This is a genomic window from Saprospiraceae bacterium (assembly GCA_016709995.1).
In the GTDB taxonomy this organism is placed as follows: Bacteria; Bacteroidota; Bacteroidia; order Chitinophagales; family Saprospiraceae; genus JADJLQ01.
The window spans coordinates 140491-159136 of the sequence record JADJLQ010000002.1; the positions used below are offsets into that span (position 1 = coordinate 140491).

14 protein-coding genes are annotated in these 18646 nt (G+C 43.3%); 2 read left to right on the forward strand and 12 right to left on the reverse strand.

Annotated elements, in window-relative coordinates; all coding sequences use genetic code 11:
* Positions 1 to 107: 107 nt before the first annotated feature.
* The 4 genes from IPJ09_15025 to IPJ09_15040 form a co-directional block, all read right to left on the reverse strand.
* Positions 108 to 1325 carry a DUF1343 domain-containing protein gene (locus IPJ09_15025; protein MBK7372721.1) on the reverse strand — a complete coding sequence of 406 codons (1218 nt, stop codon included), beginning with the start codon at positions 1323 to 1325 and terminating at the stop codon, positions 108 to 110.
* A 119-nt stretch (positions 1326 to 1444) separates the two neighbouring features.
* Positions 1445 to 1672, reverse strand: a complete 228-nt coding sequence (locus tag IPJ09_15030) for a helix-turn-helix transcriptional regulator (protein MBK7372722.1) — start codon at positions 1670 to 1672, stop codon at positions 1445 to 1447.
* Between the two features lie 3 nt (positions 1673 to 1675).
* Complete coding sequence (locus IPJ09_15035; GenBank protein ID MBK7372723.1) at positions 1676 to 2212, reverse strand: DUF2975 domain-containing protein; 537 nt, start codon at positions 2210 to 2212, stop codon at positions 1676 to 1678.
* Positions 2213 to 2300: 88 nt separating this feature from the next.
* Positions 2301 to 3059, reverse strand: coding sequence for an ankyrin repeat domain-containing protein (locus IPJ09_15040; GenBank protein MBK7372724.1), 759 nt, complete (start codon positions 3057 to 3059; stop codon positions 2301 to 2303).
* A 141-nt stretch (positions 3060 to 3200) separates the two neighbouring features.
* On the opposite strand from IPJ09_15040, the gene IPJ09_15045 reads away from it, so the two are divergent.
* Both IPJ09_15045 and IPJ09_15050 read left to right on the forward strand, forming a co-directional pair.
* On the forward strand, positions 3201 to 3671 hold the full coding sequence (locus IPJ09_15045; protein ID MBK7372725.1) for a hypothetical protein: 471 nt from the start codon (positions 3201 to 3203) through the stop codon (positions 3669 to 3671).
* Positions 3672 to 3704: 33 nt separating this feature from the next.
* Positions 3705 to 4595: a dienelactone hydrolase family protein gene (locus IPJ09_15050; GenBank protein MBK7372726.1), complete on the forward strand. Its 891-nt coding sequence runs from the start codon at positions 3705 to 3707 to the stop codon at positions 4593 to 4595.
* 238 nt (positions 4596 to 4833) lie between these two features.
* On the opposite strand, the gene IPJ09_15055 is transcribed toward IPJ09_15050, so the two are convergent.
* From IPJ09_15055 to IPJ09_15090, 8 genes are all read right to left on the reverse strand, one after another.
* Positions 4834 to 8025, reverse strand: coding sequence for a multidrug efflux RND transporter permease subunit (locus IPJ09_15055; protein ID MBK7372727.1), 3192 nt, complete (start codon positions 8023 to 8025; stop codon positions 4834 to 4836).
* Between the two features lie 50 nt (positions 8026 to 8075).
* Positions 8076 to 9236, reverse strand: a complete 1161-nt coding sequence (locus IPJ09_15060; protein ID MBK7372728.1) for an efflux RND transporter periplasmic adaptor subunit — start codon at positions 9234 to 9236, stop codon at positions 8076 to 8078.
* A gap of 34 nt (positions 9237 to 9270) precedes the next feature.
* Positions 9271 to 10611, reverse strand: coding sequence for a TolC family protein (locus IPJ09_15065; protein MBK7372729.1), 1341 nt, complete (start codon positions 10609 to 10611; stop codon positions 9271 to 9273).
* Between the two features lie 194 nt (positions 10612 to 10805).
* Positions 10806 to 12119 (reverse strand): BNR-4 repeat-containing protein, encoded by a 1314-nt coding sequence (locus tag IPJ09_15070; protein MBK7372730.1) that lies wholly within the window; start codon positions 12117 to 12119, stop codon positions 10806 to 10808.
* A gap of 43 nt (positions 12120 to 12162) precedes the next feature.
* The gene (locus IPJ09_15075; GenBank protein MBK7372731.1) at positions 12163 to 13500 is read right to left on the reverse strand and encodes a DUF389 domain-containing protein; all 1338 of its coding nucleotides are present in this window, start codon (positions 13498 to 13500) and stop codon (positions 12163 to 12165) included.
* A gap of 416 nt (positions 13501 to 13916) precedes the next feature.
* Positions 13917 to 15962, reverse strand: a complete 2046-nt coding sequence (locus IPJ09_15080) for a beta-galactosidase trimerization domain-containing protein (GenBank protein MBK7372732.1) — start codon at positions 15960 to 15962, stop codon at positions 13917 to 13919.
* A 102-nt stretch (positions 15963 to 16064) separates the two neighbouring features.
* Positions 16065 to 17447, reverse strand: a complete 1383-nt coding sequence (gene mtaB / locus IPJ09_15085) for a tRNA (N(6)-L-threonylcarbamoyladenosine(37)-C(2))-methylthiotransferase MtaB (GenBank protein ID MBK7372733.1) — start codon at positions 17445 to 17447, stop codon at positions 16065 to 16067.
* A gap of 74 nt (positions 17448 to 17521) precedes the next feature.
* Positions 17522 to 18646, reverse strand: coding sequence for an efflux RND transporter periplasmic adaptor subunit (locus IPJ09_15090; GenBank protein MBK7372734.1), 1125 nt, complete (start codon positions 18644 to 18646; stop codon positions 17522 to 17524).

The following is an 18646-nucleotide window of genomic DNA, read 5'->3' on the forward strand; positions in this document are numbered from 1 at the left end:
GAGCTGTTGGATTTTTAAATCGTAGAGCTTCGCAAAAAAGGTAGGGACAGCTTCAGCGGAATTGATCAAGATGTCATGCCCATATGACTGACTTTACAACTACTTCTTTAAGGGTAAAGCAAATATTTTTTTCGCATCACTTTATACTCGCCCAAGCCGGGTTCCCAGCTCTCACGAATTTCTTTTTCGGATTTGCCCCCTATAATCTGTTGTCTGAATAATGCAGTGCCGGCGAGTCTTTCTATCACGCCCATTTGATTGCTTAGTTTGGAGTCAAAGAATTTTTCTTTGTTGGGTGACGCCTTGTACAGTTCCATCATCCATTGCAGGTTGATCTGTTTCTTTTTTCGTAACAGGTCTACATCATACTGGCGCAGGTCCAGGCCGTAACACACCTGGTTCATGAACAACGGAGTTTCTGCCATGCCTTTGATGCCGGTGGGTGTAAACGTGAAATCATACCGACCTTTTAGCTCCGGACTTCCAATGACCGTAAAGGGGTAATATGTGCCGCGTCCGTGATTGAGGTAAGTACCTTCAAATAAACAGGTAGAAGGATACAGTAAGACCGCTTGCTGTGTATTTAAATTGGGCGATGGAGGCACCGGCAACGTATAGGGCATATCATGGTCGTAGTTGGCTACCTTAATTATGCGCAGCTTGCATTTTACTTTGCCTGTCAACCACCCCTCACCATTGGCCATTTGAGCAAATTCACCCACCGTCAGGCCATGGGATATGGGGATAGGAAACATGCCGATACCGGATTTATAGGTCATATCGAGTATCGGGCCGTCCACCAGGTAACCATTGGGATTGGGCCTGTCCAGGATGAGTAATTCTTTGTTGCTTTCATAACAGGCTTCCATCAGGCGAGCCAGGGCATTGATATTGGTATAGAAACGACAGCCGACATCCTGCAGGTCATATATCATGATGTCCACATCAGCCAGTTCCTCTTTGGTGGGTTTGTTTTTTTTGCCGTACAAGGAGATCACCGGTATTCCTGTGGCCACATCCGTTTCGTCGGGCACTGCAGTACCGGCACTGGCGTTTCCCCTAAAACCATGCTCCGGCCCGAACACCTTGACAATATTAATTCCGAGTGTTTTCAAGCTGTCCACCAAATGAGTTTTTCCTATGATAGCAGTTTTGTTAGCAAGCAGGGCTACCCGTTTTCCACTTAGATAAGGCAAATACTTATCTGTTTGTTCAGCTCCGGTCTTTAAAGAACCCTCGCCGGCAACTGTAAGGTGCTCTGCCGGTAGATTATTACAGTTAATACAAATACTCCACAAAAGGATCAGGGCGAAAAAGGATTTCATTGATATTATTTTTTAATGTTCTTGAATGAAAGGGCGTTTTTGATTCATCAAAACAATTAGGTCCAATTTTTTCCTCTTTGAGGTCATAATCGGTTTAAGGGCCATTTGCTGACCTCGTGTCAGGCGTCGGTCACCTTTTTCATGTCGTTGACAAATTCTAGTATGTCCCCTGGTTGACATTCTAATGCTTTACAAATCGCTTCTAATGTACTAAAACGGATTGCCTTTGCCTTTCCAGTCTTTAAGATGGAAAGATTTGATAAGGTTAAGTCTACTCTCTCTGAAAGTTCATTCAGAGAAATTTTTCGTTTCGCCATCATCACATCTAAATTCACAATGATAGGCATACCTTAAACAGTTAATTCGTTTTCATTTTGAATTTCTAGTCCCTTTTTGAAAATAGTCGCAATGACATATACAATAGCAGCCATCAAAATATAGGCCCGACTGTCTTCCCAAAACTGATCTAGTTGGTTGATTTCATATCCACGATGCAGTAAATTTTTAGCTGTTTGTCGAGCCAGGTAACTTAGGAGACCTATGGATAAAGTGTAGAAGCTTATTTCTGCTATTTGATTCGAAACAAAACTGTTGAATGGTTTTGCCAAATCAAACCTGGTTATAAGTTGGATGACCACATAAAACAGCACTGCTTTCAAAATGGAAATGACTAAAATAAAACTATACATTCCATAAAAAGCCCATCTGCTGCGACTATGCATTTCGCTTAAGTCTAATTTTTGATACAGGTTATGCGCAAATTCAGGATTGAAAAGACTGAAAATAAAGTTGACTATCAAGCCTCCGGCTTCAATGCATAAGCCAATGAAAATGACCCACGTAACAATCTTTAGGCCTTTAAGTACGAAGTTGTTGCTATTTGACATTTTTGTTTAAGATTTAGAATTATAACTGCAAATATAACAAATATTTATTGATAGTCAATAAATAAATATTAATTACCAACCAATTAACTCATATATCAAAACATGAAGAGCTTAAATATTTATTTGGCACATTTGCTGGAAAAAATTCTATTCCATACTCAGTTTTTAGTAAGATGGATACTACTTCATAAATCTGTCGCTCCGTTCGTTGAAACTGTCTCAACAAGCCCATCATTGCATAACTGATTGGGTTAACAGAAGGAATAAATGTTTCCCATTCGTAACCCTTTCCCCAAATAAGTCCTTTAACCGTTATGGCCAGATCAGCATTTTGAGTTACAAGAAGTTTCATAACCTCTATGGAGTTATTCGCATGTTGATTTACGGAGTGGAATATAGGTGTCTGCCCTCCGAAACCATTGCTATCCATTCCTGCTTTTGCATTAATGTCTGCTCCGTGTTGTACAAGCATTTTTGCACACGATAAATGATTGTACTCCGCGCAAATATGGAGAAGGGTTGCTTCAAAAAGCGGTGTAAAAGTGCAGTCTAATGAGTATTTTTTTAATAATAATTCTTTGTCTTCAATAATAAATGTGTCCAGCAACGATGCGTCATCAAGTAAAACAGCCAACAATGCTTTGTCTTCGAACTGTAAACCATGGTCTACAAAAGCTTTTATACAGTCCTTAAATTTAGAGCTGCGTAAATACATATTGATCATTTCATAAATCAGAGGCTTGCCTTTATACAACTGATTAGGGTCAATGCCGTTTTCAAAACATTCATTAATTCCTTCTACTGAATGTATTTCGAAGTCTCCAATTATTTTTTGTAAATAGTCCATTTTTATTTTTTATAGCCTTGTTTCATCCAGTGTTATCCATTAACTCGATAAAATTATCATTTACTTTAAAAGGGAAAAATAATTTTTCAGCCCGAATATGGCAAAAGATTAGCTTTGCGTCTCACCAATACAAATACCTATATGAAAAAGACCAGCTTTGCTTTTATGATTCTCTTTTTTATCACTTCTTATGCACGGGTCAGTGCCCAGGCTTTTGAGGATTGGTCCTGGGATACCTACGGCCTGAATTTTTCAGTTCCTTCCAATATGAAGGTTACGGTCAACTCAGCAGATGAGTTTGGAGCCAAACTGGACAATGATCTATTGCACCTGGCAATATTTCCCTGGGAAGATGATCAACTGACCAAAGAGACACTAAATGCCGAAGTAAAAAAGCTGGTCAAGTCGCTGGGGTATCGCGGTGCTGCGCTGGTCGAGTTAGAGCTCAATGGTTTTGAAGGTGGTTATATCATCGCCGAAAAAGATGGAGTTACTACGATCGTCGTCGGTCTTCTGGATCCGGAAAGTGCAACTAATTTTTATGCTTTGATCATCTATGGCCCGGGATATGAGGATGCCGCCTTGACGATTGCTAATAGTTTCGAAAAATAATATCCTTTCCCATGAGATCTAATAAGATAAAGTATGAAAAAATTAATTTTTCCGCTGTTTTGTCTTTTGATGATGTCTTCCGCGATAGGCTGTTATTCCGGAAAAACAATTAATTCGTCGATCCAGCACGGGGGCATTTCCAGAGATTTTACCATTTATATTCCCAAAGTATACTCTGCGATTAAATTGGTTCCACTGCTGATCAATCTGCATGGATATACCAGCAATGCTAAAGAACAAATGTGGTATGGTGATTTTCGCAGGATAGCTGACACGGCTGATATCATTTTAGTCCATCCACAGGGTACAAAATACAAGGACACTACTCACTGGAATACCGGTGGGTGGACACCCGGCAGCACGGTCGATGACCTTGGATTCATCGATGGGCTGATAGATTATATGACTTCTCAGTATAAGATTGACTGCAAACGGATCTATGTAACCGGTATGTCCAATGGTGGAGAGATGAGTTATCACCTGGCTTGCCGGCTCAGTGCCAGATTAGCGGCGATTGCTTCTGTGTCTGGTTCGATGACGCCGGAGACTTATAGGGATTGTAATCCGATCCGACCCGTGCCTGTGTTACACATACATGGTACGGCTGACCAGGTAGTACCCTATGGTGGTGATCCTACAGCTACTCCCATTATGAAAGGTTTGCAATATTGGGTTCATCATAACGGATGTGACTCTATCCCCATCATCACCCATATGCCTGATATCAACCTGACAGACTCCACCACCGTGGACCATTATATCTATCGGGGGGCAGCTCCTGTAGAACATTTTAAAATCTTTGGGGGCGATCATACCTGGCCCGGATCCGCCTTTAATGTCAAAGGCACTAATTATGATATCAATGCCTCCTTGGAAATCTGGCGTTTTTTCAATTGCTATGATTTGAATGGTCCACGGAAATAATGCAGAGGAAGATCTTTAAATAACCAAAAGGTCCCGAATAGAACTAGTGTTCTGAATAGTTCATCAGGTTTATCCCATTGACCAGACAGACCCATCACACGATGTCAGAGAAAAAAAGTCCACAAGTCCCATAGGGATCTTTTGCTCTGTAATATGATATACTCTTAAAACTAAAAGGCTTGCCTGACTTTCGCAGCAGTTCCTAATTATATCATTCCAGCGTCCTCGCAATGCCGGATTACCCGCCTTCTGTCATGATCCTATCCATCGCATCTGCAGCCACTTTTTCTTTTTTTAGTCGCTGCAGTTTTTTACCGTAAGAAATCTTGGTAATCAGTACAAACAATACTGGTACAACAAAAATGGCCAGGGTCGTAGCGGAAAGCATACCTCCAAATACCGTCCAGCCTATGGTCCTGCGGGATTCGGATGCCGCACCAGTAGCAAATGCCAGGGGCAATACTCCCAGGATAAATGCCAGGGAAGTCATGATGATCGGCCTCAGCCTCAGGTCGACTGCCTGGAGTGTAGCGTCAATGATGTCAATGCCCCGGTCCACGCGCTCTTTGGCAAACTCTACGATCAGGATCGCGTTTTTGGCTGCCAATCCAATCAGGGTGATTAACCCGATCTGTGCATAGATATTGTTGCTGATACTCGGGATGAGCGTGAGTGTAAGGATCGATCCAAATGCACCGATCGGTACTGCAAACAAGACAGAAAACGGAATAGACCAGCTTTCGTATAAAGCTGCGAGAAATAAAAACACAAAGATAATGGAGATCGAAAAGATGAATACGGAACTGTTGCCGGCTTTGACCTCCTCCCGGCTCAGGCCGGAAAACTCATACCCGTAGCCATCCGGCAATGTTTTTGCTGCTACTTCCTGCAGGGCCGTAATCGCTTGCCCGCTGCTGTAACCCGGCTTGGGTAACCCATTGATCTCAATAGACCTATATATATTGTAGTGAGAGATCAGAGATGGACTTTCGATCACCTTGGTGGAGACCAGCGATCCCAATGGTACCATGCCTCCCTGGTTGTTGCGCACATAATATTTCTCCAATTCATTGATAGAAGAGCGATAGGTACTGTCCGCTTGTGCCACTACCCTGAAATTGCGGCCATACAGATTAAAATCATTGACATAACTGCTGCCCAGGAGAGTCGACAGGGTGCCGAAGACATCATTGACAGCTACGCCCAGCCGTTTGGCTTTTTCTTTATCCACATCTACCTGGTAACTTGGAGTCTTGGTGGAAAAAAAGGTAAATGCTGTACCGATCTCAGGCCGCTGATACAGGCCTGCCAGAAATTTTTTGGACACAGCTTCAAACTCTTTGATATCGTCGGTACTGGTGGTTTGTTGCAATTCAAATGTAAAGCCTGCAGTAGCACCCAGCCCGGGTATAGCGGGAGGGCTATTGACCAGGATTCGGGCTTCTTTGATATCCGAAGTGTTTTTCTGAATCTGAGCTACTATGTTTTTTACCTGGAGGTCCGGGGTGATCCTTTCCTCCCAGGGCTTGAGCAGGACGAAGATGGTACCTACATTGGACTTGTTAGAAAAACTGATAATGTTGAGTCCGGCAAGACCCCCTACAGTTTTAACCCCGGGGATCGACCTCAGTCTTTGCTGAATATCGAGCAGCATGGTTTTGTTGCGGGTGGTGGATGCTCCTTCCTGCATTTCATAGGTGACATACAATCTTCCTTCATCCTCTGATGGGATAAACCCGGTAGGCTTATGCTGGAACATATAATACAAGCCTACAAACAAACAGATCATCATGATCAATACCAGGGGTGTGAGTTTGATCCAGCGTCCTACTCCTTTGGTATAGTTGCGATTGACCCAATTAAATCCCCGGTTAAAAAAAGCGAAGAATTTTTCCAATATATTCTTCTTCTCATTTTCACCTTTGGATGGTCTCAGCATCGTCGAGCATAGCGCCGGTGTAAGCGAAAGGGCTACAAAGGCTGAGATCACCACAGATATGGCGATCGTAATTGCAAACTGCTGATACAAGCGTCCGACGATGCCCGGTAAAAATCCGACCGGCACAAAAACGGCTGTCAGGATCAGGGCGATAGCTATCACCGGACCGGAGATATCTTTCATGGCCTTTTGGGTCGCCTCGAGCGGGGATATTTTTTCGTGGTCTATATAGTGCTGTACTGCTTCTACCACGACGATGGCATCGTCTACCACGATTCCTATCGCCAGCACGAAGGCAAATAACGTGAGGGTATTGATAGTAAATCCAAACGGAATGAAAAATATAAACGTACCAATCAAGGATACCGGAATCGCCAGGATCGGAATGAGCGTAGCTCTCCAGCTCTGCAAAAACAGGAATACCACAAAGATCACCAGGAGCAAGGCTATAAATAAGGTATGCAATACTTCTTTGATAGAAGCTTTGACGACAGTGACAGTCTCCAGTGGCATCTTATAATCGATGTCTTTGGGAAATGACTTTTTTAATTCACCTAAAGTCTTCAGGATCCCATCGAACGTGGCAATCGCATTAGCTCCCGGTGCGAGGTAAATCAGAATAAAAGCTGCCGGTTTTCCATCCGTATAAGCATTGGTACTATAATCAAACCGTCCCAATTCTACCCGGGCTACATCTTTGAGATAAACCAACGTTCCGGTAGCAGGTACGGTTTTAACGATGATATTTTCAAACTGCTCTTTGGTATTAATCCTGCTATTGGTCAATACGCTGTATTCAAATGCCTGAGCAGCGGGCTGTGGGTTGCCGCCGACAGTACCACCTGCGACTTGGAGGTTTTGCTCCGTCAGTGAAGACAGAATATCGGTCGTCGCCATGCCCAAATTGGCCAGTTTCTCCGGGTCCAGCCAGATCCGCATCCCAAAATCATCTGCACGCGAAACGATATCTCCTACCCCTTTGACCCGCTGTAGGGCATCTTTGACATAGATATTGGCATAGTTGCCGATGAAAGTGGCATCATGTGTACCGTTGGGCGAATAAAAAGCCAGGGCAACCATGATGCTTGGATTGCGTTTTCGTACCGTGAGGCCCAGGCGCCTGACGGCATCCGGTAAGCTGGGCTGGGCGATACTCACCCGGTTTTGCACTTCGACTGCTGCATTGTTGACATCGGTACCGATTTCAAAATTGACATTGATCGAACTTTGGCCACTGGAAGTACTATTGCTGGACATATAGGTCATACCCGGTGTGCCATTGACCTGGGTTTCGATGGCCGTCGTCGTAGTTTGCTCCACCGTCTGTGCATCTGCCCCGGTAAAAAACCCGGAGATCGTCACCGTAGGAGGGGTGATGTCCGGATACTGAGACACCGGCAGCAAATAAATGGCGATCAGTCCTACCAACACCAGTACGATCGATATGACGATGGCGGTGACTGGTCTTTTGATGAAAGTATCTGCAATCATTATTATTCTTGCTTTTTTAAACCCGGTGATGGAAGTTTTATTGGAGAATTTTATTTTCTGGTCATCGTATCAGCAGCAGGTGGTTTGGGTAGGGTCGTGGTAATGGCTGCTCCTTCGCGGAGATTTTGTACCCCTTCTACCACCACGCGGTCTTCCGGGTTTAAACCATTTAGGATGATAATGTCTTTGCCTATTTGACGGCCTGGTATAATTTTACGCTGGGTCACTTTATTGCTGTCATTGGGTATATATACAAAGTATTCACCCAATTGCTCTGTGATCGCTTTGTTGGGAATAAGGATGGAGTTTTCTGTGTGATTATTTTTGACGCGTACAGTCCCATTCATACCGGCTATCAGCAGTTTTTTGGGATTGGGGAAGGTGAGCCGTGCTTTAAGTGTTCCCGTCTGGGGGTTGACCGCTCTGTCCAGTAAATTAATATGTCCTGGATAGGGGTATACTTCTTCTCCAAATGCAAGAGTAAATACAGAGTCCACGATTTTAGTCTTGTCCTGCAATAATTTTGCAAACCGATAGATTTCTTTTTGGTCAATATTGAAGTCCACGGCCATCTCCTGATCAGACGAGACTGTATTGAGCATGGATTGGCCGGCAGTGACTGCCGTACCCGACTTCACGCTTGAGATACCAATCACGCCATCAAATGGAGCCAACACTTTAGTATAATTCACATTAGTCTGGAGTGCCTGGATATTGGCTTTCGCCGCTTCTATTTGTTTCTTCGAGACTTCCAGGGCTGCATCGGCATTGTCCACAACTTGTCGGGCAATGGCATCGTTTTGGGCTAATTCATGATACCGGTCAGCATCTTTCTGCACTTTGTTTAGATTGGCTTGCTGCACTTCCAGGTTAGCAACGGCCTGTTGATAGTTGGCTGCATACAGTTGATTGTCTATAGAGTACAACAGTTGGCCCTTGCGCACCCTATCGCCGTCTTTAAAGTGCACTCCTGTGATAAATCCACTGACCTGGGGTCTCAGATCGACCTGGTTGAGTGGGTTGACGGTAGCCGGATATTCATCAAAATAAGAGGCCCTGGCATATTGCACCGGTTCGACGGTTACCTTGATTGCAGGTGGTGGCGGTGGTGGGCCAGAAGCAGCTTGCTTATTTTCCTTACAACTGCTCAGGATACTAAAAGACAAAAGTAAGAAGAGCAAAGCCGATCGGTGGGAGTGAATAATTTTCATGCGTTTTATTTCGGAATGATTCGATTTGTTTGAATTAATAATTGATTTGACCAAGAGCTTTCTGTACATCTATTTTACTGGTCAGCAATTGGTAGACTGCATTAAAATAATTGATCTGAGCAGTACGCAGATCTGCCTCGGAGGTGATCACTTCGAGATACGTTTTAATACCAGACCTGTATTGTAGCTGAATGATGTCGTAAACTTCTTTTGCCAGCGTTACATTTTCTTTGAGTGCAAGGTAATTAGTCAAATGACTTTTGTAGACTGCCAACGCTTGCGCATAAGCCGCATTGACTGCATTTTTGAAATAGAGTATATCCAGATCATTGCTGTGCAATTGCATTTCCGCAATGGTGATATTGGTTTTCCTTTTTCCACCCTGATACAAGGGTAGCCCCAGGGTCAGTCCGAGATAAGAATTGGGATAGACCGCTCCATACAACTCGCCAAAATTATTGTTCTGAAAGTTCAGATTAAAAGCCGCATTGGCTGAGAGGGTTGGTAGAAAACTCCATTTATTATAGAGTACATTGGTCGTCAACAGCCTTTTTTGGGTTTGCAGCTGTTGATATTCAATGCGGTTGGTATAATCCGGCGCCTGGGTGGTATCGAGCAGGATTTCCTGCTCCATTTGCAAGCTGTCATAGAGGATGTGGAGATCAGAATTTTCCGGATAGTTCATCAAGGATTTTAACCAGGTGAGTTTGGCCAGCAGCAGATCTTCATTGCTTTTTTTGGAAGCCTGCAGATTGTTGAGGGTGATGGTCGCCCGTTTGTAATCGATCTTGTCAACGATACCGGCTTCATATTGATGCTGTGCATCTTTAAGGCTTCTTTCGATCCTGACTATATTGGACTCCGCCACTTTAATTTGTTGCATGGTCAGCAATACATCATAAAATGCTTTGGATACGCCGGCTGCCAGGTTGATCTTGTCACTGCTGGTGGCCTGTTTGGATTGCAGCAGGACATCACCCTGTGTTCTTTTGGCGAGTAAAGCATCCCTGTTAAAGATGTTTTGGGTGGCCGTAAACTGACCGGCAGAAGTATTGCTGGCTCCCAGCTTGATGATATTGCCTCCGATGACTGCTTTATTGACGATAAAATTGTGCTGAAGATTAAAATTGAAGTTTACCTGAGGGTACCAGTCTGCCAGTTTGCTGAGTATGCGCGCTGAGGTGATTTCTTCATTCAACTGGGCTTGCTGGATGGCCGGTTGTCTGCGGATGGCATAGGTGATAGCATTGGATAGGGTGACCTCTGCCAGGAGACTATCCGGCATGGCAGACTGAGCCACTGAAAAACCAGGCAACAGGTAGGATACGACTACAATAAATAGTATGGTCTTCTTTATCTTCTGGGACTTAATCATTGCATAAACTTTATACGGAATATCGTAGAGGAATTATTTTGTGATGAGTTCCTCCTTGGATGATCTGGCATTAGTTTGAGCTGCAAAGATAAGCAACAAAACGAATTGAGTGACAGGGGGTGGCAGGGGACTACGCTTCAAAGATAAAGTGGAAAATATAATCCGGCATCCGACCTATTGAGTGTCAAATTAAACTATTCTATAATAAAATTAATACTGGTCTTATAATCGGTATAATGAATATATTTTTCATTAACCATCCACAATAACATTGTTTTATCTTTTCTCCTCATATTCCTTGGAATAAATGGTCTCACATTATCGTATTTTGAATTAGCCGTGATCGTCGTCGATGTCCAGTCCTGGCCATGATTTTTCGTAACCCATTTTTCGATTTCAAATATCCCATTTATTTTTCTTGACAGATAGACGGTATTAAGGTGTAGGGGGTGCAATATCAATCCTGCCGAATAATTGGGTTCCTTTTCTTCTTCACCCGGCTTGGTCTGTGGAAACCAGCTACCCGAATTACATATAAAATGATTGTGCCACTGCTTCCCATCAAATTGAGCATAACTATAAATATGTTCTTGTTCTGTAGGGTATCTGGTATAAAGTATGGTAGGGTGACCCTTTTTGTCTGCCACTATATCATGCACCCAGGCTCTGCCTGTTTCCATTGTAGCCTGATATACTACAGTAGCATCTTTGGGTTTAAATGGTATGTCCTGAAGATTACATATTTTAGTCCCATCAGCTCGCCAAAAAGCACCTTGCTCATAATAGGCATAATACACAGAGTTAACCGGTTCATCTCTCGGGTGCCCATCCGTAAAAATAAAATGGATGCGTGATTTGCCATCGGAATAATATTTTACATAGGGCCTGTTGGCGTTTCTAAAACCTTCTTCTGCAATAAATACTTTTGATTTAGTAAACGTTTTTCCATTGTCTTCTGACCACATCATGTTCGGCTTGTATCCAGTCCACCTTCCGAAACAATATATCCTATTGTTTTCATTTGATAATTGTACAGGATTGGCATAAGTGACCTGCCTTCGGGGAAATTTTTCAAGCTCCTCTTTACCAATGGGATCAAAAATGGTAACCTCTCCAAATAGTTGATCCTCTTTTTCTGAATTTCGATGATAATAAAGATCTCCACGCCCATGTTTGGCATAAAACGCCATGTATCCTTTATCTGCAAGTTCAAGAAAGGCAGGATTATCGTGATCATCTTTTTCTAATTGATTAAAAAGAATTTGTTTTTGAATTTCCTTGGTTTTAAGATTAATTCGTGCAGCTTCGATGCTTCCATCTTCTTTTACCCAACCGGTCAGCACCGATGTTTCTTTGCCATGAAGATAAATCGCCCGGGGATCAGAAAACCAGCACCATGCTCCTGCATCTGTTATATGGTGGTATACCTGCCCCTGCAATCCCTGGAATAAATTGAAGTAGAAAACAAAGAAAACTAACCAACATTTTTTTTTCAAAAACTTCGTCATTGCCTGTTTAATATTAGAATGTTTGAAAAATTCATCTACAATCTTATTGAGGTTTAATATATATCTGCAGAGCAAATCGTTCATCGCCGATCCTTGTTTTTAGCCATGATTCCAGCTTATCTCTTTCGGTCTTGCCCGGATCTTTGTTTAAGGTCAGGGCGACCAAGTACACGACTTGCCGGGCATCCACGGTATCTTGTAGGATCGTAGCAGGCTGGATGACTGCCTCGCCCAGATCGGGGTATAATATTTTTAATTCTTTATACAATTTTGCGCCCAGGTCATATTGATGTTGGATACTGTCCAGGGTCGCTTTGAGCACCTGGTTTTCTTCCGCACTTTGATTTAAGGCGACTCCGATTTGGCTTAATTGTTCCGTTGTTTGATTTAATTGCGTAAGGTTTTTGTCATCATTTTCAAAATAAAAACCATTGTTGATCTGAAGTGAAATGCTATCCAGGTCATAATATTTCAACTTTTTTCGGACATTATCTTTTTCTTCCTTCGATATTTCTCTTCCACCATAGGTGAGTATCATGGATTTCCTTCCCGGATTGATCTCTTTTTTGAGTAAATAATCATTTTTAAAAATGGCTTCCGCTGTGATAAACTTTTCCGCTTTCTCTGTAAATCGAAGCTTTTGAATTAGGTTATACCCCAGGTAAATACTGGGTACCAGGGTGAGAAAGATGATGATCCAGGTGATTCTTTTTTCTTTGATTTCCAGTTTCGGATCATCGTATTTTTTTGAGGGAAACTTCATCAGGTTGGTGATGACGATCGTCGCTGCGAATATGAATACACTATTGATGATATAGAGATAAAAAGCTCCCAGGAAATAATTAAACTGTGCAGTAGCCAAACCATATCCGGCAGTACATAGAGGTGGCATGAGGGCTGTAGCAATAGCCACCCCGGGGATGACATTGCCTTTCTGCTTACTTGTCATGGCTATAATTCCGGCAAAACCACCAAACGAAGCGATCATTACATCATAAATTGAAGGTGTCGTCCTGGCCAGGATCTCAGAATGCGCGGCATGCATGGGGGAGATTAAAAAATAGATCGTAGAAGCTATGAGGCCTACGGTTGTCGCAAAAATATAACTGGTAAAAGCGGTCTTTAGCAATTTGAGGTCATTGATCGCCACGCCAAACCCTATGCCTACGATCGGCCCGATCAGGGGAGAGATCAACATAGCTCCTATCACCACGGCAGAAGAATTGATATTGAGGCCAAGGCAGGCAATCAAAATAGCAAAAAACAAAATCCAGAGATTGGTGCCTTCTGCCAGTGAATTTTTTTTGATGTTGACCTGCACTACTGCAAAATCCTCCCTTTCCTTGAGCAGGCTCAGCCTATTGATGATTTTTATATTCATTTGTTTGAGCTACTATATCATAAATAGCTTTTATTATGGCAAAATACTTAATATTAATTCATATTCAGCTCAAATCCGTGCTCCGGGGCATTTCCAAATAAGTTTTGTCTTATGTACCCTACATTATAAAAGTAATCTTTCATTACACCAATCTCTTCTTTTGGGGCTTGTGTATTTGGTGATGGCCTCTTCCTCAGTAGTCATCCAGCATCATCTGCTAGTTTTGATAAAATGGGTACCGTGGCATCAAGTGGGTAAGGATCTCCTGGCGGGCGCCCTATGATTTATAGCCACTTATGCCCGTATTGCATAGAAAATAGCGACGATAGTGAATAAGGACTGCTGGATGAAAGATGCCGCTATACGATTTGTTCAAACACCAAAATACGGATTGTCCAATTATAAATCCAAAAATATCAATACGTTAGCTCTATCATTTGGTGACCGCCCAATTTAGGTAACACAAAACCTAGTTTATTACTTGTCTGCTTAAAAGGTATTGGTGTGCCTTCTGGTACAGCCAGTACTTTTTTGATTCTTTGATTAGTTGATATTTCTACTTTTAAATTATATAGTGGTATTACCTCTTCGATGACATCAAAGGCCTTTCCTCTGCGTTCGGCGATATAATGCAGCAGATGTACTATGAGGCGATTAGATTTTTTCTGTTCATTGAGTGCTGTCAGAATGGTCGAGGGCCCTTCTACTTTGATCAATGCATCGGGCAATAATGATTCTACCGCGTTCAACACCAGTTTTTTACACCATAATGGTGCATTCTGTCCATATTGAGTAAAAATGGGATGCATAAAATAAATGACCTTGCCTTTTTGTACTATGGCAGGATAACCAACCTGGTTGGTAGACGGTGTGTGCCGGTGGGATACGAAGTGCTGATAAGTTCGATTAAAATAGGGTATAGTAGCATTGGCTAACACAGCCCCATCAGTGGCTTTTACTTCGAGTCCCTGCAGGTACATAACCAGCTCTGTCTCAGGTAGTCCTTTGCTAATAGCCCCCTGACATTGAATAAAATCCGGGCTGTACGGTGCCTCGCCGACTGCTTCCACGCCAAAGATCCCGGATGCAAATTCCATCTCGTTGGGCTTTAATCCTGATTTATGACTGGCGATAAGAGCACCGCCGCTGGCTACGAAACGTTCCAGTTTGGCCTTTAATCCTTCGTCTACTTCTATGATATCCGGCATGATCAGGAGTTTATAATAGGTCCAGTCTGAGGTCGCATCTATCACATCAAATTGGTAGCGACCTTCCTGCAACATGCGCACAACCCCCATCGCAGCATCCGGCACACGACCTGCTGATCTGTCGGAAGCTTCTGGGCTAAAGACCCCAATCTCCACTACAGGTTTTGCGTATTTACACCAGGCTTCTTTACGAGCTACTTCTTCGTATACCTTGCCGATCAAATCATAGGTGGCCCGATCCAGTTTACCCTTAGGATGAAGCTGATCACCGATAGAGCATTTGGCATTCAGGGCCAGCATGGTAAAGCATTCATATTGCAGCGCCGGCAGATTTTTTAAGGAGTGAAAATCTCCCCACGAAGTATGAAACTTCCCGGTCATGCCCAAGAGGTCAGTCCCTAAAGTCCTTGCATAACGACCTGTCAAAGGGAAGTGCATATAGCCCCAGCCACCACTGGGCAGGGACTCCAGTTCGAGGTGAGAATAATCAGTCAGCGTATTGCGGATGTCCGGGGAGATGTGTCCCCCGTTATAGAAAATAGAACAGTTTTTGTCAAGCTTGCGGATAAAGGTCGAAAGGTCATGCCTGAATTCTTCCATCAAATTGGTAGCATATAATAGCCGATGCTCAGGGTTGGTGGGGTCCAATTTTTTGCGGAGCATCCCCTGGATATAGTGGGGTGCCGAACTTTCTCTTGGTCGTACAATATCGAGAAATAACCCATCTACGGGTACCTTTTCAAATAACTCAGCAATATGACTTTTTAGAAAATCCCGGTATGGCGAGTCCACATCCATCTCTCTGTAAAAACCCGGTTGGTAAGGTTCTGTGCCGACCCTTTTGCCATGATCATCGATCAGGATCCACTCCGGATGTTGATTGGCGGAGAAGTGATCCCATTGTACCGTCAGATAGATTGGGGTCCTGATATTGAGTCTGTGACAGGCCTCGATTTGTTCCTTGAGCAGATTGCGCCGCAGATAAGGGTGCCGGCGCTCCGGGTACAAATCAGTATCATAATAGATCATACCATGATGGCATCGCCCAAATACAGTGACCGAATCGACATAGGACTTTTTTAGTGTCTGGGCAAACTCCGTTGGGTCAAATTGGGAGGCAATATCTTCTATCAGTTCGGAGGTGTGAAAGTCGAGATGAACCTGCCTATACCTCAGCTGAAAAGCCTGATCGGGGTTAGAATAAGATGGAGCTGACCTCTGCCCGGGTGCAAGGATAAGCCCAGCCCCTGCCATAGAAGTAGATTGGAGAAAATCGCGTCGTTTCATGGTAAAAAAATTAATGGCTTAAGAATGCCAAGAATAAGAAAATTACTTGAATTACAGACCTTCCTGTTATTAACTCAAAGTCGCTAAGGAGTTAAGATTTTCTATATCTACTTTATTCTTTGGTGGTTCTGTGGCCTCCACTTCACCCAGCTCATTAAAAGAGGACAGACAGACGCTGACCAATTCGTTGGGTTTGGCCATAGACTTTGGCACCTGTACCCGGATATAATTGTCTGTAAAGCCAGCCCAATGATCCGCATCGCCATCATGCTCTACCAAAACCTGTCTCGTCGTATTTAAATGCTCGCGATAAAAATGATGTTTTTTCTTTTCGCTGAGGGTGCGCAGGATCTCATTCCGCTCTCTACGTATATGCATAGGGACCGTACCAGGTATTTTTACTGCTGCTGTATTAGGTCTTTCAGAATAAGTAAATACGTGAAAATAAGACACCTCCAATTGATGCAAAAAATCATAAGTCTCTTGAAAAGCTGCATCGGTCTCGCCCGGAAAACCTACGATCACATCTACTCCTATACAAGCATATGGCATTCGATTTTTAATGTGCTCTACCCTGGCTGAGTAGATTTCTTTTTTATACCTGCGCTGCATCGATCGAAGGATCAGATTGCTGCCACTCTGCAGGGGCATATGAAAGTGGGGCATAAATCGCGAGGAGTCAGCGACAAAGTTTATGATCTCATCGGTGCAAAGATTTGGCTCGATGGAGGAGATACGGATCCTTGGGATGTCAAGCGCTCGATCCAGTACTCTGGCAAGATCGATAAATAAGGCTTCTTTCTTAGGTTTGGTCCCCTCGATCACTTCGGTGCCATTGCCAAAATCGCCCAGGTTGATACCGGTGAGTACGATTTCTTTGGTGCCAAGTGTAGCAATTTCCTGCGCTTTGGCGAGGGCGTTTTCGATGGTGTCGCTCCTGCTTTTGCCCCTCGCCAGCGGAATCGTACAAAAAGAACATTTATAATCGCATCCATCCTGCACTTTGAGAAACGATCGTGTCCTGTCACCAAAAGAATAAGACGAACTAAAAGTCTTGACCTCCTGGATAGCTCCAGCTTGCATTGGTGCCAGGCCATTGCCCTCTGAAAGTGCATCAAGATATTCGGTGATTCTAAACTTTTCCCCGGCTCCCAATACCAGAGATACTCCGGGGATATCGACAATCTCCTGAGGTTTGAGCTGAGCATAACAACCCGTGACGATGATCTTGGCATCGGGTGCCAGTTGTAAGGCCTGGCGTATCGCGTAGCGACATTTTTTGTCCGCTTGCTCCGTGACACTGCAGGTATTGATCACATAGATATCTGCCGGCTGATCAAAGTCGGTCACATGATAACCCTCCTTTTCGCAAAGATTGCTCAAGGTCGAACTCTCCGAGAAGTTGAGTTTACAACCTAACGTGTGAAATGCGATGCTTCTGGGGGCTCCCATGAAATAAATAAATAATTGGAGGGCAAAGATAGGGTAATTAGATAGATACAATAGCTATCGCATCACCGCTACTATCATCCTCCTGTCACCAGGTAATAAGCTCCTTTGGTCAAAAACTGATCTTCAGAAGAAAATTTTTCAGCATGAAGTATTTCTACCCAGCCATTATTAATAAGGCCTTTTTCTACCAAAGTTTTCTGGAAGTTAAGCTCCGCACCCGGTCGTTTGATCAAAATATAGTCTTTGTTTTCAATCGATATCACCGCATTCTCCGGCAGAGCCAGGACTTCCTTTTGACCGATATTGATTTCTGCATTAACATACATGCCCGGGATCAGTCGCCGGGTAGCATGATCGTCGAGATGACAGTGAATATTGATCAGGCTATGGTCATCTACCAGGGGTTCTATTTGATGTACGGTGGCCATATAGGTGACAGAAGTATCGGAGGACAGTTTGAACAAAATGGGTTGTTCCAGTTTTAAAAACCTAAAATCTCTTTCTAACACTTTGAGCTCAAGATGTAAATGATCGGTGTTATATATAGTCATTGCCGCCTGATTGGCCTGGAGAAATTCGCCCTTTACTACGGCGATATCGGATACATACCCGCTCGTGGATGCCAATACAGGTACCGATGAAATAAAAGAAGCGGTATTGATTTTTGAAGGGCTGAATCCCAACAATTCCAGTTTTTTTTCGAGGCCTGCTATTTTGGCTTCATTCATTTTAAGATCAGCATCCGCTTTGAGGTAGTTTTTTCTGGCAGAGAGGTTTTCTTCCGCCAAGGTCTTCTGTCGCTGATATTCGTCTTTGAGATAATCGTGCTGACCTTGTAATTCGATATATTCTTGTTGCCAGGTGATTAATTCCGGGTTGGTCAATCGAAACAATACCTGACCTTTATTGACACGTTGCCCATTGATCAGGTTCATATCATTGACTACGCCTCCCAGGTAGGAGCTGATGACATATTTGTTTTTTTCCGGAAGGTCGATCATTCCTGAAGCATGTATTTCGGTTACAAAGTTTTTTTTCTGTATGGTACCCAGCTCATATCCAGATGATTCAAATTGATTTTTGGTTAAGACTATATGCTCTACCTCTTCATTTGGCATTGTGGTAGCAGGCGCCTCTGATGTGGATTTACATGCCGACCATGTCCATAAACCGATTAATACAATATATATTCCTTTCAT